Origin of the sequence: Glycomyces sp. TRM65418 (assembly GCF_019710475.1) — a bacterium.
GTDB lineage: Bacteria > Actinomycetota > Actinomycetes > Mycobacteriales > Micromonosporaceae > Glycomyces.
The window spans coordinates 292,604-317,972 of sequence record NZ_JAJFAX010000003.1 but is presented as its reverse complement, the minus strand read 5'-3'; the positions used below and the strand labels follow the sequence as shown (position 1 = coordinate 317,972).

At 71.6% G+C, this 25,369-nt stretch carries 25 protein-coding genes; 13 read left to right on the top strand and 12 right to left on the bottom strand.

Features of this window, described 5'->3' with window-relative positions; all coding sequences use genetic code 11:
- The first annotated feature begins 76 nt into the window (after positions 1 to 76).
- Both K3N28_RS09515 and K3N28_RS09510 read left to right on the top strand, forming a co-directional pair.
- Positions 77 to 484, top strand: a complete 408-nt coding sequence (locus K3N28_RS09515) for a VOC family protein (RefSeq protein ID WP_228092258.1) — start codon at positions 77 to 79, stop codon at positions 482 to 484.
- Between the two features lie 155 nt (positions 485 to 639).
- The gene (locus K3N28_RS09510) at positions 640 to 918 is read left to right on the top strand and encodes a hypothetical protein (protein WP_228092257.1); all 279 of its coding nucleotides are present in this window, start codon (positions 640 to 642) and stop codon (positions 916 to 918) included.
- 108 nt (positions 919 to 1,026) lie between these two features.
- On the opposite strand, the gene K3N28_RS09505 is transcribed toward K3N28_RS09510, so the two are convergent.
- Positions 1,027 to 2,052 (bottom strand): LacI family DNA-binding transcriptional regulator, encoded by a 1,026-nt coding sequence (locus K3N28_RS09505; RefSeq protein ID WP_228092256.1) that lies wholly within the window; start codon positions 2,050 to 2,052, stop codon positions 1,027 to 1,029.
- 202 nt (positions 2,053 to 2,254) lie between these two features.
- Between K3N28_RS09505 and K3N28_RS09500 the strand changes: the two genes are divergently transcribed.
- From K3N28_RS09500 to K3N28_RS09470, 7 genes are all read left to right on the top strand, one after another.
- Positions 2,255 to 3,922, top strand: a complete 1,668-nt coding sequence (locus K3N28_RS09500; protein WP_228092255.1) for a glycoside hydrolase family 13 protein — start codon at positions 2,255 to 2,257, stop codon at positions 3,920 to 3,922.
- 44 nt (positions 3,923 to 3,966) lie between these two features.
- Positions 3,967 to 5,319 carry an ABC transporter substrate-binding protein gene (locus K3N28_RS09495; RefSeq protein WP_228092254.1) on the top strand — a complete coding sequence of 451 codons (1,353 nt, stop codon included), beginning with the start codon at positions 3,967 to 3,969 and terminating at the stop codon, positions 5,317 to 5,319.
- 12 nt (positions 5,320 to 5,331) lie between these two features.
- A complete protein-coding gene (locus K3N28_RS09490; protein WP_228092253.1) occupies positions 5,332 to 6,303 on the top strand; it encodes a carbohydrate ABC transporter permease in 972 nt (323 codons plus the stop codon).
- The gene (locus tag K3N28_RS09485) at positions 6,300 to 7,187 is read left to right on the top strand and encodes a carbohydrate ABC transporter permease (RefSeq protein ID WP_228092252.1); all 888 of its coding nucleotides are present in this window, start codon (positions 6,300 to 6,302) and stop codon (positions 7,185 to 7,187) included. Before K3N28_RS09490 ends, K3N28_RS09485 begins: the two co-directional genes overlap by 4 nt.
- 171 nt (positions 7,188 to 7,358) lie before the next feature.
- On the top strand, positions 7,359 to 8,645 hold the full coding sequence (locus tag K3N28_RS09480) for a glycoside hydrolase family 16 protein (RefSeq protein ID WP_228092251.1): 1,287 nt from the start codon (positions 7,359 to 7,361) through the stop codon (positions 8,643 to 8,645).
- Between the two features lie 301 nt (positions 8,646 to 8,946).
- Positions 8,947 to 9,780: an undecaprenyl-diphosphate phosphatase gene (locus tag K3N28_RS09475; RefSeq protein ID WP_228092450.1), complete on the top strand. Its 834-nt coding sequence runs from the start codon at positions 8,947 to 8,949 to the stop codon at positions 9,778 to 9,780.
- Between the two features lie 65 nt (positions 9,781 to 9,845).
- Positions 9,846 to 10,703, top strand: coding sequence for an ATP-grasp domain-containing protein (locus tag K3N28_RS09470; protein ID WP_228092250.1), 858 nt, complete (start codon positions 9,846 to 9,848; stop codon positions 10,701 to 10,703).
- Between the two features lie 45 nt (positions 10,704 to 10,748).
- Here K3N28_RS09470 and K3N28_RS09465 read toward each other — a convergent pair whose 3' ends face one another.
- Positions 10,749 to 11,645: a carbohydrate ABC transporter permease gene (locus K3N28_RS09465; protein WP_228092249.1), complete on the bottom strand. Its 897-nt coding sequence runs from the start codon at positions 11,643 to 11,645 to the stop codon at positions 10,749 to 10,751.
- On the bottom strand, positions 11,635 to 12,576 hold the full coding sequence (locus tag K3N28_RS09460) for a carbohydrate ABC transporter permease (RefSeq protein ID WP_228092248.1): 942 nt from the start codon (positions 12,574 to 12,576) through the stop codon (positions 11,635 to 11,637). Before K3N28_RS09460 ends, K3N28_RS09465 begins: the two co-directional genes overlap by 11 nt.
- A 351-nt stretch (positions 12,577 to 12,927) precedes the next feature.
- Between K3N28_RS09460 and K3N28_RS09455 the strand changes: the two genes are divergently transcribed.
- Entirely contained in the window at positions 12,928 to 14,232 is a 1,305-nt protein-coding gene (locus tag K3N28_RS09455; RefSeq protein WP_228092247.1) for an ABC transporter substrate-binding protein, read from the top strand.
- Between the two features lie 55 nt (positions 14,233 to 14,287).
- The gene (locus K3N28_RS09450; RefSeq protein ID WP_228092246.1) at positions 14,288 to 15,946 is read left to right on the top strand and encodes a hypothetical protein; all 1,659 of its coding nucleotides are present in this window, start codon (positions 14,288 to 14,290) and stop codon (positions 15,944 to 15,946) included.
- Between the two features lie 53 nt (positions 15,947 to 15,999).
- Here K3N28_RS09450 and K3N28_RS09445 read toward each other — a convergent pair whose 3' ends face one another.
- Positions 16,000 to 16,872 (bottom strand): glycoside hydrolase family 43 protein, encoded by an 873-nt coding sequence (locus tag K3N28_RS09445; protein WP_228092245.1) that lies wholly within the window; start codon positions 16,870 to 16,872, stop codon positions 16,000 to 16,002.
- Positions 16,873 to 17,076: 204 nt separating this feature from the next.
- Here K3N28_RS09445 and K3N28_RS09440 point away from each other — a divergent pair, with 204 nt between their 5' ends.
- Positions 17,077 to 17,745: a DUF998 domain-containing protein gene (locus K3N28_RS09440; protein ID WP_228092244.1), complete on the top strand. Its 669-nt coding sequence runs from the start codon at positions 17,077 to 17,079 to the stop codon at positions 17,743 to 17,745.
- Positions 17,746 to 17,871: 126 nt separating this feature from the next.
- Here the strand turns inward: K3N28_RS09440 and K3N28_RS09435 are convergent, their stop codons facing one another.
- The 4 genes from K3N28_RS09435 to K3N28_RS09420 all read right to left on the bottom strand — a co-directional run bounded on the left by K3N28_RS09435 (position 17,872) and on the right by K3N28_RS09420 (position 20,914).
- A complete protein-coding gene (locus tag K3N28_RS09435) occupies positions 17,872 to 18,807 on the bottom strand; it encodes a DMT family transporter (protein ID WP_228092243.1) in 936 nt (311 codons plus the stop codon).
- Positions 18,808 to 18,955: 148 nt separating this feature from the next.
- Positions 18,956 to 20,110: a pyridoxal phosphate-dependent aminotransferase gene (locus K3N28_RS09430; RefSeq protein WP_228092242.1), complete on the bottom strand. Its 1,155-nt coding sequence runs from the start codon at positions 20,108 to 20,110 to the stop codon at positions 18,956 to 18,958.
- 25 nt (positions 20,111 to 20,135) lie between these two features.
- Positions 20,136 to 20,510 carry a YdeI family protein gene (locus K3N28_RS09425; RefSeq protein ID WP_228092241.1) on the bottom strand — a complete coding sequence of 125 codons (375 nt, stop codon included), beginning with the start codon at positions 20,508 to 20,510 and terminating at the stop codon, positions 20,136 to 20,138.
- The gene (locus K3N28_RS09420; protein ID WP_228092240.1) at positions 20,507 to 20,914 is read right to left on the bottom strand and encodes a VOC family protein; all 408 of its coding nucleotides are present in this window, start codon (positions 20,912 to 20,914) and stop codon (positions 20,507 to 20,509) included. The genes K3N28_RS09425 and K3N28_RS09420 overlap by 4 nt, the downstream gene beginning before the upstream one ends.
- Before the next feature lie 85 nt (positions 20,915 to 20,999).
- On the opposite strand from K3N28_RS09420, the gene K3N28_RS09415 reads away from it, so the two are divergent.
- Positions 21,000 to 21,950: a YafY family protein gene (locus tag K3N28_RS09415; RefSeq protein WP_228092239.1), complete on the top strand. Its 951-nt coding sequence runs from the start codon at positions 21,000 to 21,002 to the stop codon at positions 21,948 to 21,950.
- Positions 21,951 to 22,028: 78 nt separating this feature from the next.
- On the opposite strand, the gene K3N28_RS09410 is transcribed toward K3N28_RS09415, so the two are convergent.
- The 4 genes from K3N28_RS09410 to K3N28_RS09395 form a co-directional block, all read right to left on the bottom strand.
- The gene (locus K3N28_RS09410; RefSeq protein ID WP_228092238.1) at positions 22,029 to 23,150 is read right to left on the bottom strand and encodes a sorbosone dehydrogenase family protein; all 1,122 of its coding nucleotides are present in this window, start codon (positions 23,148 to 23,150) and stop codon (positions 22,029 to 22,031) included.
- A gap of 105 nt (positions 23,151 to 23,255) precedes the next feature.
- The gene (locus K3N28_RS09405) at positions 23,256 to 23,960 is read right to left on the bottom strand and encodes an RraA family protein (RefSeq protein ID WP_228092237.1); all 705 of its coding nucleotides are present in this window, start codon (positions 23,958 to 23,960) and stop codon (positions 23,256 to 23,258) included.
- 97 nt (positions 23,961 to 24,057) lie between these two features.
- Positions 24,058 to 24,609, bottom strand: a complete 552-nt coding sequence (locus K3N28_RS09400) for a PadR family transcriptional regulator (protein WP_228092236.1) — start codon at positions 24,607 to 24,609, stop codon at positions 24,058 to 24,060.
- 191 nt (positions 24,610 to 24,800) lie between these two features.
- Complete coding sequence (locus K3N28_RS09395; protein ID WP_228092235.1) at positions 24,801 to 25,364, bottom strand: hypothetical protein; 564 nt, start codon at positions 25,362 to 25,364, stop codon at positions 24,801 to 24,803.
- Between the last annotated feature and the right edge of the window lie 5 nt (positions 25,365 to 25,369).

Genomic DNA, 25,369 nt, shown 5'->3' with positions numbered 1-25,369 from the left:
TCCGCCTCCCGCCCGGACGATCGGGCGCCGCGCGAAGCGGTGTCGCGCACCACTTGCCGTGTGGCAAGATCGGCTGATGCTCAAACTCACCGACGTCATCATCGACTGCCCGGACCCGATGGAGCTGGCGGCGTTCTACGCCGAGGTGACGGGTCGAGCGCTCAAGCCCGACAGCCACGATCGCTGGGCCGGCATCCGCTTCGGCGAGATCGAGCTGGCATTCCAACGGGTCGAGGACTACCGTCCCCCGCGCTGGCCGAGCAGCGAACACCCCAAGCAGTACCACCTCGACTTCGAGGTGGACGAGATCGAGCCCGAGGAGCGCCGCATCGTCGCGCTGGGCGCGACGCTGCAGCAGGACTTCATCGACGCCGAGGGCTACGGCTGGCGGGTGTACACCGACCCGATCGGGCATCCCTTCTGCCTGTGCCGCAATGAGGGCGTGGCCTGGCGCGGCGACGAGCCGGTCTGGCCTCAGACCTGACGCCGAACGGACCGCCGATCGCCGGTCCGGCGGTCCGTTCGACGGTGCACGAGTCGGCCGTGCAGGACCCGTGCGACGGTCCTCCGAGACCGGAGCCCGGCAACCCCTGCCGAGGCCATGCCCGGCCGCGACCGCTCCGAACCGCAGGGACGCAATTGCGCTCCATTCCACTTGTCGCCCTGCCCTTGACGCTCGCCGCCCTCACGCTCGCGGCGTGCGACTCCGAAGCCACCGCCATCGGCGAGGAGGAGGCCGGCCAGCGCCCCGACATCGACTGCGGCGACGACGAGGCGACCATCGAAGAGGGCAGGGAGGTCGACTGCGTCCCGACCGATCCGAACACGGGCACGCAGTACGACACGACCGTCGCCATCACCGGCTTCGACGGCGACCAGTGGAACTTCGGCATCGAAGTCGCCCCCGAACCCAAGTAGCGGCAGGTACTCCGGCGACTTCGGCGGGCGGGCTCGGCGCCCGCCCGCGTTCGCGACCTCGCAAGCGGGCGCCGCCGCCCCTGCCCGCCTGCCGCCCCGGCGCTCCGCTCAGCGGCGGGCCGGGGGAGCGGCCGTTCCGCGTTCGATCAGGCGCACCTCCAGCGTGGTCGCCTGCTCCGGACGGTCGTTGCCGGCGAGGCGGTCCATCATGAGCCGCACCGCTTCGGCGGCCTTCGCCGACAGGTCCTGGGCCACGGTGGTCAGCTTCGGCGTCACGTAGACGGCCAGGTCCGAGTCGTCGTAGCCGACCACCGACACGTCGCCCGGCACCGACCGGCCCTCCACCGCCAGGCCCTCGATGAGCCCGATCGCGAGGATGTCGGCCGTGGTGAACACCGCCGTCACGTCGGGCCGTTCGCGGGCCAGGCGCCGTCCGTACGCCAGGCCGTCCGCGTGCGTGGTCTCCACCGTCGACACGAGTGACTCGTCGAACGCGATCCCGTTGGCCGCCAGCACGGTCCGGTACCCCTCGAAGCGCTGCCGCACGACGCCGGTGGCCGCGAAGCCCGGCCCCGCGAACGCGATCCTGGTGTGCCCCAGCGCGACGAGGTGCGCCACGGCCAGTTCGGCCCCGCCGAAGTCGTCGGACCTGACTTCCAGCGCCAGCGGGTTCGCCGAGTAGGAGTCCATCGCCACCAGGGCCACGTCGCCGATGGTGTCGGCCTTGAGCCGGTCGATCTCGGCGTCCTGGAATCCCAGCAGGACGGCGCCGTCGAGGTTCCAGGACTTGAGCGCCTCGGTGATCTCGGCCCGGTGGGCGATGCCGCGGAGCATGAGGTGGTAGTCGAGCCGGCGAAGTTCGCGCTCGAGCATGCCGACGACCTCGACGGTGTGCGGGTCGATCGTCAGGCTCGCCTCGTCCCGGGCGGGCACGAGCAGGCCGACCAGCCGCGAGGACCGCGCCGCGAGGCTCCGGGCGGAGGCGCTGGGCACGTAGCCGCGGTCCTTGACGATCCGCAGGATGCGCTCGCGGGTGGCCTCGGAGACCCGGGCCTTCTTGCCGTTGACGACATTGGACACGGTCATGAGGCTGACGCCGGCCTCGGCGGCGATGTCCTTCAACGTGACGGCCAACAGGACCCCTTTCCGGGCGCGTCCGCCCGACGGCAAACGCTGTCGAGGCGGATGGCGGGAATCCGCCGTTGACAAGTGTGACATCCAAGGTTTAAGCTTCCGACCTAGGTATAGCGCTAAACCTATCATGTGCTGGTGTTTCATCCCGTCCCAGCCCATATCCGTGCAGCGCTAGGCGACGATCACGAGGAACGGAGCGACATTGCACTCGGCACAGCGAACCGACGGCGCCGCTGCACACGGCGACACGAGCTGGTGGCGGAACGCGGTGATCTACCAGGTCTACCCGCGCAGCTTCGCCGACGCCGACGGCGACGGCACCGGCGACCTCGCGGGAGTCCGGCAGCGCCTGCCCTACCTCGCCGAACTCGGCGTCGACGCCCTCTGGTTCACCCCCTGGTACCGCTCGCCCCAGGCCGACGGCGGCTACGACGTGGCCGACTACCGCGAGATCGACCCCGCCTTCGGGACCCTGGAGGACGCCGAGGCGCTCATCGCCGAGGCCCTCGACCTGGGCATCCGCACCATCGTGGACATCGTCCCCAACCACGTGTCCTCAGAGCACGCCTGGTTCCGCGAGGCCCTCGCCGCCCCGCCCGGCCACCCCGCCCGCGACCGCTTCTGGTTCCACGACGGCAAGGGCCCCGGCGGCGACGAGACCCCCACGAACTGGACCTCCAGCTTCGGCGGCGGCACCTGGACCCGCACCACCGGTCCCGACGGGCGGCCGGGCCAGTGGTACCTCCACATGTTCGCCCCCGAGCAGCCCGACCTCAACTGGAACCACCCCGACGTCGCCGCCGAGCACGAGGCGGTGCTCCGCTTCTGGTACGACCGCGGCGTCGCCGGCGTCCGCATCGACTCCGCCTCCATGCTCGCCAAGGACGCGGCCCTCCCCGAAGTGGGGGAGGAGCACGCCCCCGGCCGCCACCCGCACTTCGACCGCGACGAGGTCCACGAGATCTACCGGCGCTGGCGCAAACTCGCCGACTCCTACGAGGAGCCGCGGCTGCTCATCGGCGAGGTCTGGCTGGAGGACACCGACCGCTTCGTCCGCTACCTGCGCGACGACGAGATGCACATGGCCTTCAACTTCGACTTCATGTCCCGCCCCTGGGACGCCGAGCGGCTGGCCGAGTCGATCCGGTCCACCTTCGCGGCCCACGCCACGGTGGCCGCCCCGCCGACCTGGGTCCTGTCCAACCACGACGTCACCCGGCCCGTCACCCGCTACGGCCGCGAGGACTCCTCGTTCGCCTTCGCCGACAAGCGCTTCGGCACCCCCACCGACCTCGCCCTCGGCGCCCGCCGCGCCCGCGCCGCCGCCCTGCTCACCGCCGCGCTCCCCGGCGTCCTCTACATCTACCAGGGCGACGAACTCGGCCTGCCCGAAGTGGAGGACCTCCCCGCCGAGGCCCGCGAGGACCCGATGCACTTCCGCTCCGGCGGCGTCGACCCCGGCCGCGACGGCTGCCGCGTCCCCCTGCCCTGGACCGCGACCGGACCGACCTTCGGGTTCAGCGGCGGCGCCGACACCGCCACGTGGCTGCCCCAGCCCCGGGACTGGGGCGGCCGCGCCGCCGCCTCCCAGGAGGCCGACCCGGACTCCTTCCTCACCCTCTACCGCCGGGCGATCCGCCTGCGCCGCGCCGAACCGGCGCTTCGCGGCGACGCCTTCGCCTGGACCGAGACCACTCCCGGCGTCCTCGCCTTCCGGCGGGGCGAGGACGTCACCTGCGTCGTCAACTTCGCCGACGCACCGGCGGTCCTGCCCGCGCACACCGCGGTGCTGCTCGCCAGCGGCCCGCTCGACACCGCCGCCGGCGACGCCCGACTCCCGAAGGACACCGCCGTGTGGCTGCGGACGTGACCGCCGACCCCTCTCCGATCCGACACAGCAACCAAGGAGCAACCATGACCACCTCTCGCGCAGCGGCCTCCGTCGCCGCGGCCGCCCTCGCCGTCGCGGGCCTCGCGGCCTGCTCGGACGACGAACCCGACGACGGGCGCACGCACCTCACCGTCACCATCGACGCCGGGCTCGAGCAGGCCGCCATCGACGCGTTCGACAAGCGCGTCGAGCAGTTCGAAGACGCCAACCCCGACATCGACGTCGAGACCCAGGAGTACACCTGGACCGCCGGGACCTTCACCGCCCAGCTCGCGGGCGGCACCCTCCCCGACGTCTTCGTCGTCCCCTTCACCGACGGCCGCGGCCTCATCGAGCGCGGCCAGATCGCCGACATCGGCGACCTCACCGCCGACCTGCCCTACCGCGACGACTACAACCCGAACGTCGCCGCCGCGGGCGAGGACGCCGAGGGCGACCTGTGGGCCATCCCGATCTCCGCCTACGGCCAAGGGCTGCACTACAACCGCAGCCTCTTCGAGGCCGCCGGGCTCGACCCCGACGCCCCGCCGGCCACCTGGGAGGAGGTCCGGGCCGCGGCCGACGCCATCGCCGAGGAGACCGGCGAGGCCGGCTACGCGGTGATGACCAACGACAACACCGGCGGCTGGATCCTCACCACCGTCGTCAACGCCCTCGGCGGGCGCACCGACGACGGCGACGGCAACGCCACCATCGACACGCCCGCGATGCGCCAGGCCCTGGGCGACCTCCGCGCCATGCGCTGGGAGGACGAGTCCATGGGCGACAACTTCCTCTACGACTGGGGCACCATCAACCAGGACTTCGCCTCCGGCCGCATCGGCATGTACGTCTCCGGTGGCGGCAACTACGGCAACCTGTTCACCCAGAACGCCCTCGACCCGGACGACTACGGCCTCACGATCCTGCCGCTGGCCGACGATCCGAACGCGGGCGTCCTCGGCGGCGGCACCCTCGCCGCGGTGAGTCCGAACGCCGAACCCGACGAGCAGGCCGCCGCCGTCAAATGGATCGACTTCTACTACATGGAGAAGCTCACCGTCCAAGAGGCCGCGGTCGCCGACGCCGAGGTCAAGGCCGAGTCCGGCCAGCCCGTCGGCGCCCCGGAGCTCCCGGTGTTCGACAAGGCCGCCTACGACGAGGCCCAGACCTGGATCGCCGAGTACGTCAACGTGCCCGTCGACCAGATGTCGCACTACACCGACCACGTCTTCGACCAGCCGCTGCTCAACGAGCCCGCCGTCGCCACCCAGGAGGTCTACGGCATCCTCGACACCGTCGTCCAGACCGTGCTCACCGAGGAGGACGCCGACATCGACGCCCTCCTCGACACGGCGCAGGCCGAAGCCCAGGCCGCGATCGACGCCGCCGTATAGCGGGAGATCGACATGACCTCTGTAGACACCCGTCCCGCCGGTGTCGCCGGCGACCGGGCCAGGCCGCGCACCGCGGCCCGGCCCGGCCGCCCGGGCGGCCTCCTCTCCCGCGCCCGGGGCGGACTCCCGACACTGGTGTTCCTGGCGCCCATGCTCGTCGTCTTCGGCGTGTTCTCGTGGCTGCCCATCGGCCGCGCCGTGGTGATGAGCTTCCAGCGCACCAACCTCGTCGCCGACCCCGTCTTCGTCGGCGTCGCGAACTTCCAGCAGGTCTTCGCCGACCCGCTCCTGTGGACCGCCGTCCAGAACACCGCCTACTTCGCCGCCCTGGCCCTGGTCTTCGGCTACCCGATCCCGCTCGTGGCCGCCGTGCTCATGAGCGAGGTCCGCAAGATGCGCGGCCTCTTCAGCGCCCTGGCCTACCTGCCCGTGGTGGTGCCCCCGGTCGTCGCCGTCCTGCTGTGGAAGCTGTTCTACGACGCGGGGGAGGACGGCGTGTTCAACACGATCCTCGGCTGGGTCGGCCTGGGCCCGTTCGCCTGGCTCCAGGAATCCGACATCGTCATGCCCGCACTGGTCCTCGAAGCGACCTGGGCCGCCGCCGGGGGAACCGTGATCATCTACCTCGCCGCCCTCACCGGCGTCGACCCCAGCCTCTACGAGGCCGCCGAGATCGACGGCGGGGGCGTGTGGCGCAAGGTCTGGCACATCACGCTCCCGCAGCTGCGCGGGATCCTGCTGGTCACCTTCATCCTCCAGATCATCGGCACCGTCCAGGTCTTCCTCGAGCCGTTCCTGTTCACCGACGGCGGACCCGCGAACCGGACCTTGACGCTGCTGCTGCTCATCTACCGGTACGCGTTCACCAACTCGCTCGGCGGCGACTACGGCGCCGCGGCCGCCCTGAGCCTCATGCTCGCCGTGGTGCTCACGGCCTTCTCCGTGCTGTACTTCCGCCTCACCCGATCCTGGAGCAACGCATGAGCGCCAGAAGCGACCGAGGACTGCTGGCCCCCACCGACTGGAAGCGCCCCAGCGTCAAGTGGAGCGCGCGGATCGCCCACGGCGCGCTCCTGGCCGGGCTGGCCGTCGCGGGCCTCGGCCCGATGCTGTGGCTCGCCAAAGCCGCCGTCACGCCCACGCAGGACACGCTGCGCCGACCCATGGCCCTCTGGCCGAACGGCTTCGACTTCGCCAACCTGGCGGAGGCGTGGACCCGCGTCGAGATCGACAAGTACTTCTTCAACACCATCGCCCTCGCCGCCGGCTCCTGGGCCGTGCAGCTCCTCGTCGCCGCCACCGGCGGCTACGCGCTCGCCGTCCTGCGCCCCCGCATCGGCAAGGTCATCTCGGGCGCGGTCCTGGCGACGCTGTTCGTCCCCGGCGTGGTCCTGCTCGTCCCGCTCTACCTGACGATCCTCGACCCGCCGCTGGTCGGCGCGTCCATGCTGAACACGTTCTGGGCGGTGTGGCTCCCGGCGGGCGCCAACGCGTTCAACGTGCTGCTCATGCAGCGGTTCTTCGCGAACCTGCCGAGGGAGGTCTTCGAGGCGGCCCGCGTGGACGGGGCCGGGCCCTACCGCCTGTTCTGGTCGATCGTGCTGCCGATGTCGCGGCCGATCATCGGCGTGGTCTCGGTCTTCGCCGTCATCGCCTCCTGGAAGGACTTCCTGTGGCCGATGCTGGTGCTCCCCGACCCGGACCTCCAGCCGCTCTCGGTGCGGCTGCCGGTCCTCCAGCGGTTCGTGGAGCTGGACGTGTTCCTCGCGGCGCTGGCGATCTCGTCGCTGATCCCGATCGCGCTGTTCCTGGTCTTCCAGCGCCTGTTCCTCAACGGCGCGAGCCTCGGCGGCGCCGTCAAGGGTTGAGCCGGCGAAGGGCCGCCGGCGACCGCGGCCCTTCGCCCCGATTCGACCTATTGACAATGATCTATGCCGATGGTAAAAAAGATAGGAATATTTAGAGAGAGCGCTCTCTCGATGTCCCATCTCCATCGGGCCGCAGCGCTCCCTCTCCCGCGGCATGAGAGGACGCCTTTTGTGAGACCACCCCGAGACCCCGAGACGACCCGGCCGCGCCGCGGCCGGACCCTCCGCCTCCTCGCCCTGGCCGTCGCCGCCGTCGCGGCCGCCGCCACGGTCACCGCCAACCTCGACCGCCCGGCCGAGGCCCAGGACGTCGAGTCCCAGGACCTGCAGGCCATGGCCCTGACCTGGAGCGACGAGTTCAACGCCGCCGCCGGGACCGCGCCCGACTCCTCGAAGTGGCGCTACGACATCGGCGGCGGCGGCTGGGGCAACAACGAGCACCAGTACTACACGAACAGCACGCGCAACGCCGCCCACGACGGCGCGGGCAACATGGTCATCACCGCCCGCCGCGAGAACCCGTCCAACTACCAGTGCTGGTACGGCACTTGCGAGTACACCTCGGCGCGGCTGCTCACCTCGGGCACGTTCACCCAGGCCTACGGCCGCTTCGAGGCCCGCATCCAGATCCCGCGCGGCCAGGGCATCTGGCCCGCGTTCTGGATGCTCGGCGACGACATCGGCCAGGTCGGCTGGCCGCAGAGCGGCGAGATCGACATCATGGAGAACGTCGGCCACGAGCCGAACACCGTCCACGGCACCCTCCACGGCCCCGGCTACTCCGGCGGCGCGGGCGTCGGCGGCTCCCACACCATCGGGGAGCCCTTCGCGAACGGCTTCCACACCTTCGCCGTCGACTGGACCCCGAACGCCGTCACCTGGTCGGTGGACGGCGTGACCTACCAGACGAAGACCCCCGCCGACATCGGCGGCAACGAGTGGGTCTTCGACCACCCGTTCTTCATGATCATGAACGTCGCCGTCGGCGGCAACTGGCCCGGCTACCCCGACGGGTCCACCCAGTTCCCGCAGCAGATGAAGATCGACTACGTGCGCGTCTACTCCGGAGCGACGAGCTCGGGCGGCGCGATCACCGGCCTGGCCGGCAAGTGCCTGGACGTGGCGGGCGGCGGCACCGCCGACGGCACGCCCGTCCAGCTCTACACCTGCAACGGCACCGCCGCCCAGCGGTGGACCGCGTCCGGCGACGGGACGCTCCGCGCCCTCGGCAAGTGCCTGGACGTCGCGGGCGGCGGCACCGCCGACGGGACACGGGTGCAACTGTGGACCTGCAACGGCACCGCGGCCCAGCAATGGGTCTTCTCCTCGGCGAACGACCTCGTGAACCCGCAGGCGAACAAGTGCCTCGACGTCCCATGGGCCGACTCGACCGACGGCAGCGACCTCCAGATCGTCACCTGCAGCGGCAACGCCGCGCAGAAGTGGTTCCGCACCTGACCTGAATGCGAACCGAGGGCCGGAGGGCTGCGCATCCCCTCCGGCCCTCGCCCCTGCCCGGGCCGAGCGGGCACGCCCGGCGCCCGTGAAGGACCGGCCCGCGTCTCCTCCTCGACGCGGGCTTGTCGCCGCTCACCACCGAAGCGTGGGCCGGCCGCTCACCGCCGCGGGTCTGGCAAGATGGCCCCGTCGCGACGGACGCCGCAGGGCGCGTGCGACGCCCGCACGTCGAAGTGACGAAAGAAGCGCACATGCACACGCCCTCCCGCCGCTCCCGGAAGGACCCCTCCCGTTGGTCGACATGACCTGGCTGGAGGCCGTCGTGCTCGGCGTCGTCCAGGGCCTCACCGAGATGCTGCCGATCTCCTCCTCGGCGCACCTGCGCCTCACCTCCGCGCTGTTCTTCGAAGAGGACGCCGGGGCCTCCTTCACGGCGGTCACGCAGCTGGGGACGGAGACGGCGGTCCTGCTCTACTTTTGGAAGGACATCGTCCGCATCCTCACGGCCTGGTGGAAGGGCCTGTTCGACAAGGATCTGCGGGGCGAGACCGACTACCGGCTCGGCTGGTACGTCATCATCGGCACCCTGCCGATCGTGTTCTTCGGCCTGCTCTTCAAGGACGCCATCCGCGACGGCGCCCGCAACCTCTGGCTCGTCGCCTTCAGCCTGGTCTTCTTCGGCCTGCTCCTGGCGCTGGCCGAACTCGTCGGCCGCAAGACCCGCACGTGGGAGGACTTCCGGTTGAAGGACGGCCTCATCCTCGGGTTCGCCCAGGCGGCCGCGCTCATCCCGGGCGTCTCCCGCTCGGGCGGCACGATCACGGCGGGCCTGTTCATCGGCCTCGACCGCTCGGTGGCGGCGCGGTACTCGTTCCTCCTGGCGATCCCGGCGGTGTTCGGCGCGGGCATCCTGAGCCTCGGCGACGTCTTCGACCCGGCGACGGAGGGCTCGGTGCCCAGCGGCGCGCAGATGCTCGTGGCCACGGTGATCGCGTTCTTCGTCGGCCTGGCCGCGGTGCACTGGATGCTCAAGTGGGTCGCCAAGCACAGCGTGTTCATCTTCGTCTGGTACCGCTGCATCCTCGGCCTCGCGGTCGTGGTCATGCTGGAGACGGGCTTCCTCTCGGCCACCTGACCGGTCCGTCGTATTGACGTCCCGGTGCATCCTGTCGGCAGCCCGACCGACTGAAAGAGGACGCCATGACCGCGCTGCTGCTGTGCGCCGACCCGCTCGCCCCGGCCCGTTCCCGCAGACCGGACCCGCACTTCGCCCGGGAGGCCGAGGCCGCGACCGAGGTGGCGCTCGTCGACCACGACGCCCTGGCCCGCGGCGATCTCGCCGAGGCCGTCAGGCGTGTGCCCGCGGACCTCGGCCCGGCCTGGTACCGCGGCTGGATGGTCACCGCCGACCGCTATGCGGCCCTGGAGGCCTCCTTGGCGGCCAAAGGATGCCGCCTGCTGACCGACGCGGACGCCTACCGGCGCGCCCACGAGCTCCCCGGCTGGTACGGGTGCTTCCGCGACTGCACCCCGGCGAGCGTGTGGACCGAGGACCTCGCCGGACTCGACGCCTGGCTCGACGCGGCCGCGGCCGCACTGGACGCGAAGGCCGCCATCGTGAAGGACTTCGTGAAGTCGCGCAAGCACGAGTGGGATATCGCCTGCCACGTCCCGGACCTCGCCGACCGGGCCGCGGTGCGCCGGGTCGTGTCGGCGTTCCGCGACCTGCAGGGCGAGGACCTGTACGGCGGCATCGTGCTGCGCGCCTTCGAGGACTTCACCGACGCCGGCGGCCGCACCGACCAGGCCCGGGTCTGGTGGCTCGACGGCGTACCGGTCATGACCACCGCCCACCCGGACACCCCGGGACGGCTCCTCGACCCGGACGTCACCGGGGTCGGCGACGCGGTCGCGGCGCTGGAGGCCCGTTTCGTCACGACCGATCTCGCCCGCCGCGCCGACGGCGCCTGGCGCGTCATCGAAGCGGGCGACGGTCAGGTGAGCGACTTCCCCGAAGGCGCGGACGTGCGGCCCCTCATCGAGGCGCTCCTGCGCTGAGGCCCGGTCCCGCCAGCCCCTGCAGGGCTGCAAGCGGACCGACGCCTACTTGATGCCCGTGGTCGCGACCCCCTTGATGAGGAAGCGCTGGCCGAGGAGGAACACGAGGAACATCGGCAGGAGCGAGACGACGCTCATGGCGAACATCGATCCGTAGTCCGAGCTCGACTGGGCGTCGAGGAAGCCCTTGAGCGCCAAGGAGACCGGCCACGTCTCGGGCAGGCGCAGGTAGACCAGCGGGCCGAAGAAGTCGCCCCACGTCCAGATGAAGGTGAAGATCGCGGTCGTCGCGAGCGCGGGCACGATGAGCGGCAGGGTGATCTGGAAGAACGAGCGGAAGTGCCCGGCCCCGTCGATGCGGGCGGCCTCGAAGAGCTCCTTGGGCAGGTTGCGGATGAACTGCACCATGAGGAACACGAAGAACGCCTCGGTCGCCAGGAACTTCGGCGCGATGAGCGGCAGGACGGTGTTGAGCCAGCCGAGTTCCTTGAAGATGATGAACTGCGGCACCATGAGCACCTGGAACGGCAGCATGATCGAGCCGAGCATGATCGCGAAGAGCGGCCGGCGCCCGCGGAACCGCAGACGGGCGAAGGCATAGGCGGCCAGCGAGCACGAGAAGAGGTTGCCCACGATCGCGCCGAACGCGATGAGCGAGGAGTTCACGATGAACACGCCGAAGGGGAACTGCAGGTCGTCCCAGCCGTTGGCGTAGTTCTCGACGGTGAGGTCGGTCGTGAAGACGCTGAGGTCGCGGAAGATCTCGCTGTTGGGTTTGAAGCTCGACACGAGCAGCCAGATCAGCGGATAGATCATGATCGCCGAGAAGGCGGCGAGCATGGTGTGCTTGCCGATCGATCGCAGGGTCCGCCCTCCGGATCCGCCGCGGCGTCGCCGCTGCGGCGCCCTCGACTCGGCGGGGATTGCGGTATCAGTCGTCATAGAACACCCAGTACTTCGAGAGCCAGAAGTTGCCGGCGGTGAAGGCGGCGACCACGAGCACGAGGAACCACGCCATGGCCGAGGCGTAGCCCATGTCGAGCTCGGTGAAGGCCTCCTTGTAGAGCAGGAGCGTGTAGAACATCGTCGCGTCGGCGGGTCCGCCGGTGCCGCCGGAGACGACGTAGGCCTGCGTGAACGCCTGGAACGAGAAGATGATCTGCAGGACGACGTTGAAGAAGATGATCGGCGTGAGCAGCGGCAGCGTGATCGAGAGGAACTTCCGGACGCGCCCGGCGCCGTCGATCGAGGCGGCCTCGTAGAACGCCTCGGGGATCTGGCGGAGTCCGGCCAGGAAGATCACCATGGGGGAGCCGAAGGTCCACACGTTCAGGATGACGAGCGTGCCGAGCGCGAAGTCGGGGTGGCCGATCCACCCCGGTCCGTCGACGCCGAACCAGGCGAGCACGCCGTTGACGAGGCCTTCCTTGCCGAACACCTGGCGCCAGAGAATCGCGATGGCGACCGATCCGCCCATGAGGCTCGGCAGGTAGAACAGGGAGCGGTAGAACGACAGTCCCCGCATGCCCTTGTCGAGCAGCATCGCCAGTGCCAAGGCGAGGGCGAGCTGGATCGGCACGCCGACGAGCACGTAGACGACGGTGACGCGGAAGGAGTTCCAGAACCGGCCGTCGCCGAACATGGCGGCGAAGTTGTCCAGCCCGGTCCACACGGGCGGCTGGAACAGGTTGTACTCCGTGAACGACAGGTAGAGCGACGCGATCATGGGGCCGATCGTGAGGCCGACCAGGCCGAGGAGCCACGGCAGCAGGAAGAGGTAGGCCGCCTTGTCGTCGGGGTGCCTCTCCTTGACGCGGGGGCCGCCCTTGGGTCTGCGCACCGCCAGGTTGCGCAGCTCGCCGAGACTGCTCATGCGACCTCCTCGTCTCTCGTGACCGGGGGGATCAGGGGAAACCGGTTGCACGATGCCGTTGATTATGGCGGCCGCCGTGCGGTTCGTCAATCGGTGAAGACCGAAAATAATCGGAGCAGCACCGAAACTTCCGAGAAGTCGATCTAGCTGGTCACCTGGAGTTATGGGAGCGCTTCGCAAAAATCGGGCGTTGACAACCTTCAATGCCGGTGATAGCTTCCCGGAAATCGGTTGCAACTTTCGGCTGTCCCGGCCCAGCCTCCCCGCGACCGCTCGGACGGCCCCTCGCCCGTCCGGATCAGCCGGCAACACGGTGGCCCGACCACCACGACCACGAATCGAGGCGCAAGGGTGCGCAGCAACCATTCGCGAGCAGCCATCGGATCCGTCGCCGCGGCCGCACTCCTCCTGGCCGGGTGCTCCGGCTCGGGCGGCGGCGCGGGCGAATACGACCCCGAGGAGGCGATCGAACTCGAGATCTCCTGGTGGGGCGACGACGATCGCGCCAGGCTCTTCGCCGAGGTCATCGACCTGTTCGAAGAGGAACACCCCAACATCACCGTCGTCGAGACGCCCGTCGGCGCGCCCGATGACCTCTTCAACCGCCTCGCCACGGACTTCGCCGGCGGCGGCGACACCGCACCGGACGTCTTCGCGCTCGGCGGCGCCAAGCCCCAGGAGTACGCCGACCTCGGCGCCCTGCTCGACCTCTCGACCGTCGAGGACGTGCTCGACTACTCCGACTACCCCGACTTCTCCCTCACCAACGCCATCGTGGACGACAAGCTCTACGGCCTGCCCACCGGCGGGAACGCCACGGCCGCGTTCATCAACGCCGACATCTTCGAACAGGCCGGCGTCCCCCTCCCCGAGGAGGGATGGAACTGGAACGACCTCGTCGACGCCGCCGGCCAGATCGGCGGCGCCGGCCTCACCAACGCCGCCGGCAACCCCATCTACGGCATCGACCTGCGCATCCAGGACATCCTCGGCACCTACGCCGCCCAAGTCAGCGAAGTCGGCATGTACGACTGGGACGGGACCCTCGGCGTCGACGCCGACCAGATCGCCGGATGGTACGAACTCGAGGCGCAGCTCGTCGCCAACGGCGGCCTGCCCGACCCGTCGGTCGTGACCTCCAACTGGGCCCTGCCCCCGGACCAGCAGCCTTTCACGATCGGACAAGCCGCGATCACCTTCGGCTACACCAACCTCATGTCCGCCTACAGCGCCGCGGGCGACGTCCGGATGATGCTGCCGCCCACCGACACCGAGCTCTCGGGCGTCGCGCTCCTGCCCTCCGCGTTCTGGTCGATCAACGTCGCCAGCGAGCACCCGCAGGCCGCGGCCATGCTCGTCGACTGGTTCCTCCACGAACCCCGCGCCGCCGAACTCATCCTCGACACCCGCGGCGTCCCCTTCAACCCCGACACCCTCGACGTCGTCGCGCCCCTCCTGGAGGGACCCGCCCAGACCGCGGCCGACTACGTCGGTCGCATCTTCGACGAAGGCGTCGTCGCACCGCCGCAGCCGGCGGGCGGGTCGGTCATGAACGAGCTCTCGCAGCGCATGGAGACCGAAGTCCTCTTCGGCCGGATGTCCCCCGACGAGGCGGCGGCCCAATGGGTCGACGAGCTCAGCGCCGCACTCGAGTGACCGCACCGGAGGCGGGCGGGGACGCCCCGCCCGCCTCCGCCATCCGGGGGAGACCATGACGAAGATCCAAGCGGCGCTGGCCCGGCTCCGCGAGACCGACCCCCTCGCGCGCGCCCGCATCGACGGCTCGGGGCTCGGCGGCGAACTCGCCGCAGCGGGCGTCGCCTTCGCCGCGGTCGGCGGCCCGCTGGAGGACCGCTGGCACCAGGCGCTCACCGAACTCGCCCAATGCGTCCGGCCCCTCGACGGCAGCGCTCCCGTCCTCACCGAAGGGGGCGTCTATCCCGGCGCGTGGATCGAGAGCACCGGCACGATCAACGCCGAAGTGCTCGCCCGCTTCGCCCCCGGCATCGCCCGCGACACCCACCTGCTCTTCGCCGAACGCCAACGCGACGACGGCATGATCCCGTACAAGGTCACCGACGCGGGCCCCGGCTTCAGCCAGATCCAGATCGTCACGCCCCTGGCGCGCACCGTCTGGAACCACCACCGGCGCACCGGGGACCGGGCCTTCCTGGAGACGATGTACCGCGCCATGGCCCGGTTCGACGACTGGCTCGCCCGGTTCCGCGACACCCGCGGCACCGGCGCGGTCGAGGCGTTCTGCACCTTCGACACCGGCCACGACCTCTCACCGCGATTCTGGTTCGCACCCGACCGCGCCTTCCGCGGCGACGCCCGCCGCTGCGACCCCGACTCGCCGACCCTGCCCTACCTCGCACCGGACCTGACCGCCAACGCCGCCTGCCAGCGCACCTACCTGGCCCGCATCGCCGAGGCGCTCGGCGGCGACGGCGAACCGTGGCGGCACCGGGCCCGCGCCGCACTCCACGCGCTGCACACCGAATGCCTCGACGACGCCGACGGCTGCTTCTACGACCGCGACCGCACCGGCGAGCACGTCCGCGTCCAGTCCGACGTGCTGCTGCGGGTCCTGGCCTGCGAGGTCGGCGACGAGCCGTTCTTCGCGCGGGCGCTGCGCGCCTACCTCATGAACACCCGGAAGTTCCTCGCGCACTACGGCTTCACCTCCCTCGCCCTCGACGACCCGCGGTTCGACGCCGACGCCTCCCGCAACTCCTGGGGCGGACCGGTCAACCTCCTCTCCATGCTCCGCGCGCCGCACGCGTTCGAGCACCACGGCCACGTCGCCGAACTCGCCGTGGCCACCGCGCCCGCGCTGGCGGCGATGGCGACGGCCGACCGCTTCCCGCAATGCCTCGACCCGTGGTCCGGCGCACCGGGGTTCACCTCGGTGTACTCGCCGTCGATCCTGTGGTTCCTGGACACGGTGGAGCGGGGCTTCGGCGTCCTGCCCCGCCCCGACGGCGAAGTCTGGTTCACCGGGACGCCGCCGACGCGACTCGACCACGGCGCCGCCGCCGAGGCGACCGCCTACGCGCGGCGGGTCGGCGGCCGCGCCTACGACCTCGCGGCCGACGACGAGCGCGTCGAGGTGCACTGCGACGGCGCGCTCCGGTACGCCTTCCCGCGCGGATGGCGGCTCGCGACCGATCAAGCGGGGGAGCTGCGCACGGTCATCGGGATGAGCCCCGCGACGGTGTCGGGCGAACTCGTCCTCCACCGACCGGCGGCCGACCCCCGGAGCCTGAGGCTGTCGGTCGCCGCCAACGAGCGGATCGAGCTCGATCCGGGAGGACGGGTCACCGGCAGGTCGGCCGTGTCGTTCATCCCGCCGACCACCGGCCGCTGAGGCCGGACCGGCGAGACCCCGCTGCTCGGTCTCCGGGCGCGGCCGCAGTGCGCTCAACGCAGCGCGAGACCGCCCGGCGCCTCTTCGACCTCGATGAACCGCGCCCGCTCCTCAGGGGTCCGGTTCGGCTGATGCAGCGTCAGCCACAGCCGCCCCGAGCCGTCCCTGAAGACCATCCCGTGCCCGCCGTCCTGCGGCCACAGGGGCTCCGGCGCCTGCCGCCACGGTCCGCGGACGCCGCCCGACTCCGAGGTCGCGACGCCCAGGGCATAGCCGCCCTCGCCCATGCTCGACCAGAGCATCAGCAGCCGGCCGTCGGCGGTCCGATGCAGGAACGGCCCGTCCGTCACGTAGGCGGTCGACCCCGGCCGATCGAGCGGACGCGCCCACGGCGCCTCCGAGGCGGTGAACAGCAACTGCGACCCGTCGACCGAGCCGCGCAGATCCGGCGTCAGTTCCAAGGCCCGGATCTCGCCGTCGCCCACGTCCTTCCACTCGTGGCAGAACACCATGTACGGCGTCCCGTCCTCGACGTGCAGGGTGCCGTCGAGGCATTCCCAGTCGCGGGGCGTGAGCGGCCCCTCCGACCACGGGGTGTACGGACCGGCCGCGCGGTCGGCGCGGAGCACCTGCGTGCCGCGGCGGCGCCCCTCGGCGGTGAAGGTCGCGAACATGTAGTAGGCGCCGTCGTAGCGGTGCACCTCAGGGGCCCAGTACTGGGTGTGCGACCAGAAGTCCGAGGCGGGGCGGAACGCCGGGATCGGGCCGTGCCACTGCGCGAGATCGGTGCTCCAGTAGGTGTCGAAGCCCGTGGCCGGTCCGCGCCAGATGTCGGCGTCGGTGCTGCCGAAGAGGTGGTAGCGGTCCTCCTCGGGCACGTGGAGCACGAACGGGTCGCGGATCTGGATCTCGTTCAAGGCGGGCATGAGCGTCCTTCCCTCGGCTGCCGCCATTCTCCCGGGTCGGAGAGCCCGACGGCAGGGGCGGGCCTCACCGGACGCCGCCCCGGTCCCTCGATCGCCGGACGAGCGCCGCCCCTGCGAAGGCGACGGTCCCCACCGCCGATGAATCCGCGGCCGCCGCTTCGTCTATCCGTGCGAAACCCATCACCAGCCCTAAGGAGCACACTGATGACGACCGAAACCGCCACCGCCCCCTCGGACGCCCCGGCGACCCGCACTGCCGCCGTCCGCGGCCTGCTCGCGTGCGGTGTGGCCGCGGGACCGCTGTTCGTCGGCGTCACCGTCGCGCAGGCCGCGACCCGGGAGGGGTTCGACCCCGTCGTCCACCCGCTGAGCCTGCTCAGCCTCGGCGACCTCGGCTGGCTCCAGATCGCGAACTTCGTCGTCTCCGGCCTGCTGGCCCTGGCCGGAGCCGCGGGACTGCGGCACTCGCTCGCGGCCGGTCCCGCCTCCAAGTGGGGGCCGAGGCTGGTGGGCCTCTACGGGATCGCGCTGGTGTGGGGCGGCGTCTTCGTGGCCGACCCCGCCTTCGGCTATCCCGCCGGCGCCCCGGACGGCGCTCCCGCCGAGCAGAGTTGGCACAGCATCCTGCACGCGTTCGCCGCCCCGGGAGCCGGGCTCACGCTGCTCGCCGCCTGCTTCGTCTTCGCACGCCGGTTCCGCCTCGAGCACCGGACCGCGTGGCGCGTCGCCTGCTATGTCGTGCCCGCCCTGTACCTGGTGCTCACCGCGGTCTCGTTCGCCGCGGCCGATTACCGGTGGATGCTCGCCGGCGGGGCATTCATCTGGCTGTGGGCCTCGGCCGTCACGCTCCAGCAGCTGCGCTCGGGCCGGTAGCGCCGACCGCCTTTCGCGCTCGGCGACGCACCGTCCCCGCGGGGCGTGTCCGAGCATTGCAGCGGCCTCCGGCCGGACCGTGCCGCCGTGCGGCACGGTCCGGCCGGAGGCCGCACTGCTGTCGGCCTAGCGCCGGGATTCGGCCGCGGCGAGCGCGGCGATCGACCCCAGGAGGACCACCGAGCCGGCCGCGGTCGCGATCGTGAACGGCTCGCCCAGGAACGCCACCGCCAGGAACGCGGCGGTGACCGGTTCGAGGAGCATCATCACCGAGGCCGTCGTCGCCCGCACGCGGGCCGCGCCCGCGAAGTACAGCGGGTACGCCAGCGCGGTGGTGAACACCGCGAGGTAGCCGACGGCGGCGAAGGACACGGCCGCGCCCTCCCCGGGGAGGAGCCCTTCGGCCCAGGCGGGGGCGAGCAGGACCGCCGCGCCGATCCCGAAGGACCACATCGTGAGCGTGAACGGGTCCTCCCCGTCGCGGCGGCGGCCGGTGGCGCGGCCCAGGAGGGTCACGGCCGCATACCCGGCGGCCGACAGGAGCGCGTACACCGCGCCGAGGGGTGCGACGACGCCGTCGGCGTTGCCGCCGACGAGGACGCCGAGACCGGCCAACGCCCCGGCGACCGCGATGACGCCGCCGCGGCCGAGCCGCTCGCCGATGAGGAGCCGGCCTCCGATCGCGGTGAGGATCGGCCCGGACCCGAGCGTGAGCAGCGTGGCCGCCGCGACCCCGGTGGCGTCGACGGCCGCGAAGTAGGCGGTCTGGAAGACCGCCATGCCGATGCCGACACCGGTCAGCAGGGCCGCGCGCCGTCGCAGCGGCACGCCGGTCGTGCGGCGCGGCCGGGGCCGGATCGCCGTGAAGGCGAGCAGCAGCGCGAGGCCGCCGAGGTGGCGCCAGAAGGACACGGCCATGGGGCCCATGTCCCCGGCGCGGTAGATGATCTCGGCGGCGGCGCCGGTGGTGCCCCAGGCGAGACCGGTGACGGTGAGGAAGCCGAGCCCGCGCCGGGCGGCGGCCTCAGCAGGGCGAGCGGGGGTGAGGGTCGAGGTCGACATGCGTTCTCCAGATGAGCGTCGCGGATGAGTGGCACTCGTCTGCGGGCATGCCTGGAACACGCGCCGGTCCATGACCGGCACGGGAGAGGGCGACTGCCCGCCTTAGGCGGCGGGCGGGGAGAGCTTGCCAGAACGCATGGAGGCCACCTTATCTCGCGAGGCCCGCGCGGAGGCGTGCGAGGCCTTCCTCCAAGACCTCCACGGGCTTGCAGAACGCGAACCGGACTTCAGGACGCGGTATATCGGCATCGAGGTAGAAGACCTGGTTCGGAATCGCGACGACGCCGCAGCGCTCCGGCAGCTCCAGGCAGAACGCCATGCCGTCCTGGTAGCCGAAAGGCTCGATGCCCGTCGTCACGAAGTAGGTGCCCTCGGGTTCCCGCACGTCGAAACCCAGGTCCCGCAGGCCGGCGACGAGGAGGTCGCGCCGCTCGCCGTATCCGGCGACGTACTCCCGGTAGTAGTCCTCGCCCGCGGCCAGGGCCGCCGCGACGCCGTACTGGAACGGGGTGCCGCAGGCGAAGGACAGCCACTGCTTGACGCCCTGCACCCGCTCGACCAGCGCGGCCGGGCCGGTCGCCCAGCCGATCTTCCAGCCGGTGAGCGAGAACGTCTTCCCGGCCGAGCCGATGCTCACGGTCCGCTCCCACATGCCCGGCAGCGAGGCGAGCGGCACATGCTCGCGACCGTCGAACACGAGGTGCTCGTACACCTCGTCGGTGACCACGAGCAGGTCCCGCTCGATCGCCACCGCGGCGATCGCCTCCAGTTCGGCGCGGCCGAGCACCGTGCCCGTGGGGTTGTGCGGCGAGTTGACCAGCAGCACCCGGGTCCGGTCGGTGACCGCGGCCGCGAGCCGGGCCGGGTCGAGCCGGAACCCGGGCGCCTCCAGCCGCACCGGCACCAGAACGCCGCCGGCCATCCTCACGCACGCCTGATACGAGTCGTAGAACGGTTCGAGGGCGACCACCTCGTCGCCCGGGCCGACCAGGGCGAGCATCGCGGCCGCGATGGCCTCGGAGGCTCCGGCGGTGACCGTGACGCCCTCGTCGGGATCGGGGGCGAGACCGTACCAGTGCCGCTGGTGCTCGGCGATCGCCTGCCGCAGCTCGGGAATCCCCGCCAGGGGCGGGTACTGGTTGCGGCCCTCGCGCATCGCGGCCGCGGCGGCCTCGACCACGTGCGCGGGCCCGGATTCGTCGGGGAAGCCCTGGCCGAGGTTCACCGCGCCGTGGCGCTGCGCGAGCGCGGACATGCGGGTGAAGATCGTCGTCTGGGGCCGCGTCCGGCCGGGTCCGTTCATGCCGCCTCCTCGATGGACCCGGTCATCATCGCACTCGGGAGACCGCCGCCCGGTCCCAGCGCCCGTCGGCGCGGGCCGCCTCGATCGCGGCCAGGCCCGCCGGCCGCATCCGACCCGACGCGATCAGGTCCTCGGCCGAGGCCCGGTTGCGCGCCGACCAGGGGCTGCGGGCGCGACGCGGGGAGTACCGCTGCAGGAACGACGCCTCGTCCAGTCCCCTGCGGTGCCCGTCGATCCACCCGAAGCACAGCGCCGCCTCCAGGGCCGGGCCGATGCGGAGCCGTCCATGCGGGGACGACTCCTGGCCGATCCGCAGCCACGCCTCCCGTTCGCCCCGGCATGCCGCCAGCCACGCCTCCCACGCCGCGCGGTCGCGGAACTCGAGCACCTCCACGCTCACGCCCCCTTCCCGACCGAGGCGAGCACGTCGCGGTAGTGCCGGTTCTCCATGACGCCGAGGACGTTCCCGAACGGGTCGACGAAGGACGCCGTCACGTAGCCCTCCCCGCGCTGCGTCTTCGGCTCGTACTCCTCGGCCCCCAGGGCCCGCAGCCGTTCGACCGACGCGTCGAGGTCGTCGACGTGCCAGTACATGACCGCGCCGCCGGGGGCGGCGCTCATGTCGTGCGGCGCCCAGCCGCCCTGGACGATGCCGAGCTCGTGCAGGTAGTCGCCCACGCGGAACTCGGCGTAGCCGCCGGGCACCTCGAAGTACGGTTCGACGCCCAGCAGCTCGGTGTACCAGGCCTTCGCGGCCTCGAGGTCCTCGGCGAAATAGGTGATGGTGGTGAATCCTCGCAGCATGTCCGGTCTCCTTCGTGGTCGTTGGCACCCACGCTATGGGCCATTGCGGAAGATCTGCTTCCGCAATGGGTGGGAGAATCGGCGAATGCTGGAGACCTCCGCGCGCCTGCTGCGCGTCCTCGCGCTGCTGCAGGGCCGGCCCGATTGGACCGGCGCGGCGCTCGCCGAGCGCCTGGACGTCTCGACCAGGACCGTGCGCAGCGACATCGACCGGCTGCGGCGGCTCGGCTACCGCGTCAGGTCCACGACCGGCAGCGCCGGGGGTTACCGCCTGGAAGCGGGGAACGCGGTGCCGCCCCTGCTGCTGGACGACGACGAGGCCGTGGCGGTCGCCGTGGGCCTGCGCGCGGCCGCGTCGGGGTCCGTGGCCGGGATCGAGGAGACCTCGCTGCGCGCCCTCGCCAAGCTCGAGCAGACCATGCCCTCGCGGCTGCGCCGCCGCATCGACATGCTGCGGTCGGCCACCGTCTCGGCCGCGCGCTCCGGGCCCACCGTCGACGCCGAGGTGCTGACCGCGGTCGCCGAGGCCGCCTACCGGCACGAGCAGCTGCGCTTCGACTACCGGAACCGGACGGGGGAGGAGACGCGCCGCCGGGCCGAACCGCACCGGCTCGTCTACACCGAACGGCGCTGGTACCTCCTCGCATGGGACGTCGACCGCCGCGACTGGCGCACCTACCGCGCCGACCGCATCCGGCCGCGCACCCCCAACGGACCCCGCTTCACCCCGAGGGAACCGCCGGAGGCGGCCGCCGCGCACGTGCTCCGCGGCCTCGGCCAGACCGCCTGGCGCCATCAGGCGGTCGTCCGCCTGCACGCCCCGGCCTCCTCGCTCGCCGAAGCGCTCCCGCCCGGCAGCGGCCTGCTCGAACCCGCGGGCGAAGGCGAGAGCCTGTGGCGCACCGGCAGCGACTCCCTCAACGACCTCGCCGCCTACATCAGCGCCCTCGACGTCCCGTTCACCGTCGAAGCCCCGCAAGCGCTGCGCGACCACCTGCGCCGCCTCGCCGACCGCTACCGGGCGGCCGCGGGCTGACCGGCGCCGCGCCGTTCCCAGCGGACCCGCCGCCCGGCACTACGGCCGCACAGCGACCCCGGTCGACGTCCCTGCGCCTCATCCGGCCGGGAACCGAATGATGCGGTCGCCGCCCTCGCGCGGATCCCCGTAGCCGTCCTCATTGGAGGTGGTGAGCCACAACGACCCGTCCGGCGCGGTCGCCACCGTCCGCAGCCTGCCGTATTCGCCCTCCAGCAGCGCTTCCGGCTCACCGAGCCCGCCGTCCCCGGTCAAAGGCACCGCCCACAGCCGCTCGCCGCGCAGCGCGGCGACATAGAGCGTGTCGCCGGCGACCGCGACGCCCGCCGGCGACGCCTCGCTCGGCGACCAGGTGACCAAGGGGTTGGTGTACTCGCCGCCGCCGATGTCGCCTTCGCCCTCCACCTCCGGCCACCCGTAATTGCCGCCCGGCTCGATGCGGTTGACCTCGTCGGCCTGATCGGACCCGAACTCGGAGGCGAACAGGCGCCCCTCGCCGTCCCAGGCGAACCCCTCCACATTGCGGTGCCCCAGGCTGTAGACGGGCGAGTCGGGCGTCGGATTGTCCGGAGTCGGATCGCCCTCGGGCGTGAGCCGCAGGATCTTGCCGTTCGGGCTCTCGGGGTCCTGCGCGCGGTCGGGCTCTCCGGCGTCGCCGGTGGCCGCGTACAGCAGACCGTCCGGGCCGAACGCGATCCGGCCGCCGTCGTGGTGGTCGGCGGCGGCGATGCCGTCGAAGACCGGTTCGATCTCGCCGTCCAGCCGGAACCGCACGACCCGGTTCCCGTCGCCGGCCGTGAAGTAGGCGTAGACGTACCCGTCCTCGGCATAGGACGGCGAGACCGCCAGCCCGAGCAGACCGCCCTCGCCGTCCGGGTCGATGTCCTCGATCCGGTAGACCTCCTCGGGCTCGCCGCCGCCGAGCGGCACGCGCAGGACCCGACCGGAGTCGCGCTCGCCGACCAAGGCGTCCTCATCGGGCGGGAAGACGAGGCCCCAGGGCACTGCGAGGCCGGTGGCCACGGTCTCCGCGGCGCTGAAGTCGGGTGCGGCGGGCGCTTCGGTCGGCGTCGCCGACGCGGTCTCGCTCGGGGACGGATCCTCCTCCGGGGCCTCCTCGCCGCAGCCCGCGGCGGCGGTGAGGGCCACACCGGTGAGGAAGGTGCGCCGGCGAACGGTCGTGTGGGGAAGTGAGCTCATGTCGGTGTCCCGTTCCGGTCGTCGATGAACGCGTTCCCGCGCTGAGTGCCCAGAACGGCGCGGCTCGAACGGCCGCGGCCGTTCGAGCCGGTGCGCCCGCCGGACTCACTCTTCGATCGCGCCGCCGATCGCGCGCAGATGCCCGCGGAACGTCGTGCCGTCCCGCTCGCGCGACGCGAGGTACTCGGCGAACCTGACCTGCTCGCGCAGGCTGGTGCCGAGGCCCATGAGAGTGGCCTGGCGGTGTTCGACGTCCCGGATCGATGCCGCCGCCTCGGCGATGTCGGCCGCGCGGTCGAGCGGCAGGAACAGGACGCCGTCGTCGTCGCCGAGTACGAAGTCCGCTTCGGTGACGAGGTGCGGTCCGAACCGGGCGGCGGTCAGCGCCTCGGGTTCCTGCGGGTCGAGCCGCTGCGGTCCCGCGGGCACGGCCCCCTGGCTGAAGACCGGCAGCCGGATGGCGTGGAGGTCGCGGGTGTCGCGGTGCAGGCCCCAGATCACGATGCCCGCGAGGCCGGCTTGGCGCGCTTCCAAGGCGGCGAGGTCCCCGACGCAGGCCTCGTCGTCGCGGCCGGCGTTGTCGACCACGAGCACGTCGCCGGGCCGGGCCCGTTCGAAGGCTTCGAGGAAGACGTCGACGGAGCCGTAGTGGCGCGCGGGCCGGGCGGGGCCGATCAGGCGCGTGCCGTGCCAGAGCGGCCGGACGTCGGCCGGCGCCGACCGCACCGGGACGCCCAGCCGGAGGAGCGCGTCGGCGACGTGCGGCGTGGTGAGACCGTTGTACCTGTACTGCAGTTCGAGTGCTTCCATGACCGGTGTCTTTCTGCGAACGGCGGGAGGTGCCGAACGCGATGATCCCACCGCGGGGCGGCCGCGCTCACCGGGCGTCGGCCTCACCGCGCTGATCTCACCGTGCGGCGGTGAATCCGGCGCGGGCGTTGAGCTCGCCGATCTGGCGATCGAGCCAGTCGATCTCGGTCAGGTTGGTGGACCGGTGGATCTGCATGAGGCCCTTGCGGAAGGGGGATTCGAGCCGTTCGGGCGGGATGGGCGCGCCCTGCTCGTCGAAGAACAGCTGCGCGGGCCGGTCGAGGAATTCGCGCCGCCGGGTGAGGACGAGCGCCTGCTCGCGCGGGTTCTCCAGGTGGTGCAGGAACGCGAGGAGCACGTACCACTTGTTGTCGTCGGTGATGAACCCCGGTTCAGGATCGCGCAGCCATCGGCGGAGCTGGTCGGTGCCGGTCTGGGTGATCTCCAGCATGTGGCGGGGGGCGGCGACCGACCCGGGGGCGGTGCGCCGCGTGAGGCACTGGGCGTCTTCGAGCTTCTTGATGGTGGGGTAGAGGGTCCCGTCCGCGATGGGCCGGACGTGGCCCGCGAGGCTGGCGACCCGGTTCTTCAGGTCGTAGCCGTGCAGCGGGAAGTCACGCAGGAATCCGAGTATGGCCATCTTCAACATGCGTCCATTATGACAGTAATTACAAGATATATCGACTCCGAGGTAAAAAACCTCGTCATCAGTCACGCGAAATCGCAACGCAGAACACGAGCACGGGCTTCGCCCGTGCGCTCATCGAGAACAACAGCCTTCGGGTACCGGTGCTCGGCAAGCGGGACCCGGAGGCTCGGAGAGAACCTCGTCGAGGGGGATCAGACGAGGTGGAAGTACTCGAGGATCAGGTAGGCCGCGGTGGCCAGGAGGGCTGTGGCGATGAGGAGCACGAGCCAGCCGGCGGCGGCTTCGAAGACGCTCGGGCGGCCGGGGTCGCCGCCGCCGGCGAGGACCTCGGCCCACACGGCGTCGTCGATGATGCGCATGGGTGCGATGGCCTTCGCGGGCGGATACCAGGCGCGCGACTGGGCTCGGCCGGCGGTGCGGTTGGCGGGCTGGAGGCGGCCGCGCCGGTTGTAGGCGAACAGGGCCACTTCGGACTCGTCGGCGAGGGCCGCGATCTCGGCGCTCACGGGCATGGTGGCGTAGAGGCGGCGCTGCCGGTCGGGGGAGCCGGTGCCGACGATCATCGGGATGTCCGCCGCGGTGATCGCCGTCCCGGGGGCCTTCACGGCCGCCACCGTCCGGGTGGACTCGACCGCGGCCTCCCACTGCGGGCTGGCGAGGACCTCGCCCTCGACCTTGTCGAGGTGTTTGAGGTGGGCCTGGACGAGGCTGATGAGCGCGTACGTCTGCGGCGGCACGTCGGAGGGCGTGTTCATGAGTG

What these genes read in the sequence shown, in the direction of transcription:
- K3N28_RS09475 (WP_228092450.1), top strand. Translation starts at nt 8,947, where the DNA reads ATGACCTGGCTGGAGGCCGTCGTGCTCGGCGTCGTCCAGGGCCTCACC.
- K3N28_RS09405 (WP_228092237.1), bottom strand. Translation starts at nt 23,960, where the DNA reads ATGGAAGCACTCGAACTGCAGTACAGGTACAACGGTCTCACCACGCCG.
- K3N28_RS09450 (WP_228092246.1), top strand. Translation starts at nt 14,288, where the DNA reads ATGACGAAGATCCAAGCGGCGCTGGCCCGGCTCCGCGAGACCGACCCC.
- K3N28_RS09485 (WP_228092252.1), top strand. Translation starts at nt 6,300, where the DNA reads ATGAGCGCCAGAAGCGACCGAGGACTGCTGGCCCCCACCGACTGGAAG.
- K3N28_RS09420 (WP_228092240.1), bottom strand. Translation starts at nt 20,914, where the DNA reads ATGCTGCGAGGATTCACCACCATCACCTATTTCGCCGAGGACCTCGAG.
- K3N28_RS09400 (WP_228092236.1), bottom strand. Translation starts at nt 24,609, where the DNA reads ATGTTGAAGATGGCCATACTCGGATTCCTGCGTGACTTCCCGCTGCAC.
- K3N28_RS09440 (WP_228092244.1), top strand. Translation starts at nt 17,077, where the DNA reads ATGACGACCGAAACCGCCACCGCCCCCTCGGACGCCCCGGCGACCCGC.
- K3N28_RS09470 (WP_228092250.1), top strand. Translation starts at nt 9,846, where the DNA reads ATGACCGCGCTGCTGCTGTGCGCCGACCCGCTCGCCCCGGCCCGTTCC.
- K3N28_RS09460 (WP_228092248.1), bottom strand. Translation starts at nt 12,576, where the DNA reads ATGAGCAGTCTCGGCGAGCTGCGCAACCTGGCGGTGCGCAGACCCAAG.
- K3N28_RS09445 (WP_228092245.1), bottom strand. Translation starts at nt 16,872, where the DNA reads ATGCCCGCCTTGAACGAGATCCAGATCCGCGACCCGTTCGTGCTCCAC.
- K3N28_RS09515 (WP_228092258.1), top strand. Translation starts at nt 77, where the DNA reads ATGCTCAAACTCACCGACGTCATCATCGACTGCCCGGACCCGATGGAG.
- K3N28_RS09410 (WP_228092238.1), bottom strand. Translation starts at nt 23,150, where the DNA reads ATGAGCTCACTTCCCCACACGACCGTTCGCCGGCGCACCTTCCTCACC.
- K3N28_RS09435 (WP_228092243.1), bottom strand. Translation starts at nt 18,807, where the DNA reads ATGTCGACCTCGACCCTCACCCCCGCTCGCCCTGCTGAGGCCGCCGCC.
- K3N28_RS09395 (WP_228092235.1), bottom strand. Translation starts at nt 25,364, where the DNA reads ATGAACACGCCCTCCGACGTGCCGCCGCAGACGTACGCGCTCATCAGC.
- K3N28_RS09415 (WP_228092239.1), top strand. Translation starts at nt 21,000, where the DNA reads ATGCTGGAGACCTCCGCGCGCCTGCTGCGCGTCCTCGCGCTGCTGCAG.
- K3N28_RS09495 (WP_228092254.1), top strand. Translation starts at nt 3,967, where the DNA reads ATGACCACCTCTCGCGCAGCGGCCTCCGTCGCCGCGGCCGCCCTCGCC.
- K3N28_RS09490 (WP_228092253.1), top strand. Translation starts at nt 5,332, where the DNA reads ATGACCTCTGTAGACACCCGTCCCGCCGGTGTCGCCGGCGACCGGGCC.
- K3N28_RS09430 (WP_228092242.1), bottom strand. Translation starts at nt 20,110, where the DNA reads ATGAACGGACCCGGCCGGACGCGGCCCCAGACGACGATCTTCACCCGC.
- K3N28_RS09465 (WP_228092249.1), bottom strand. Translation starts at nt 11,645, where the DNA reads ATGACGACTGATACCGCAATCCCCGCCGAGTCGAGGGCGCCGCAGCGG.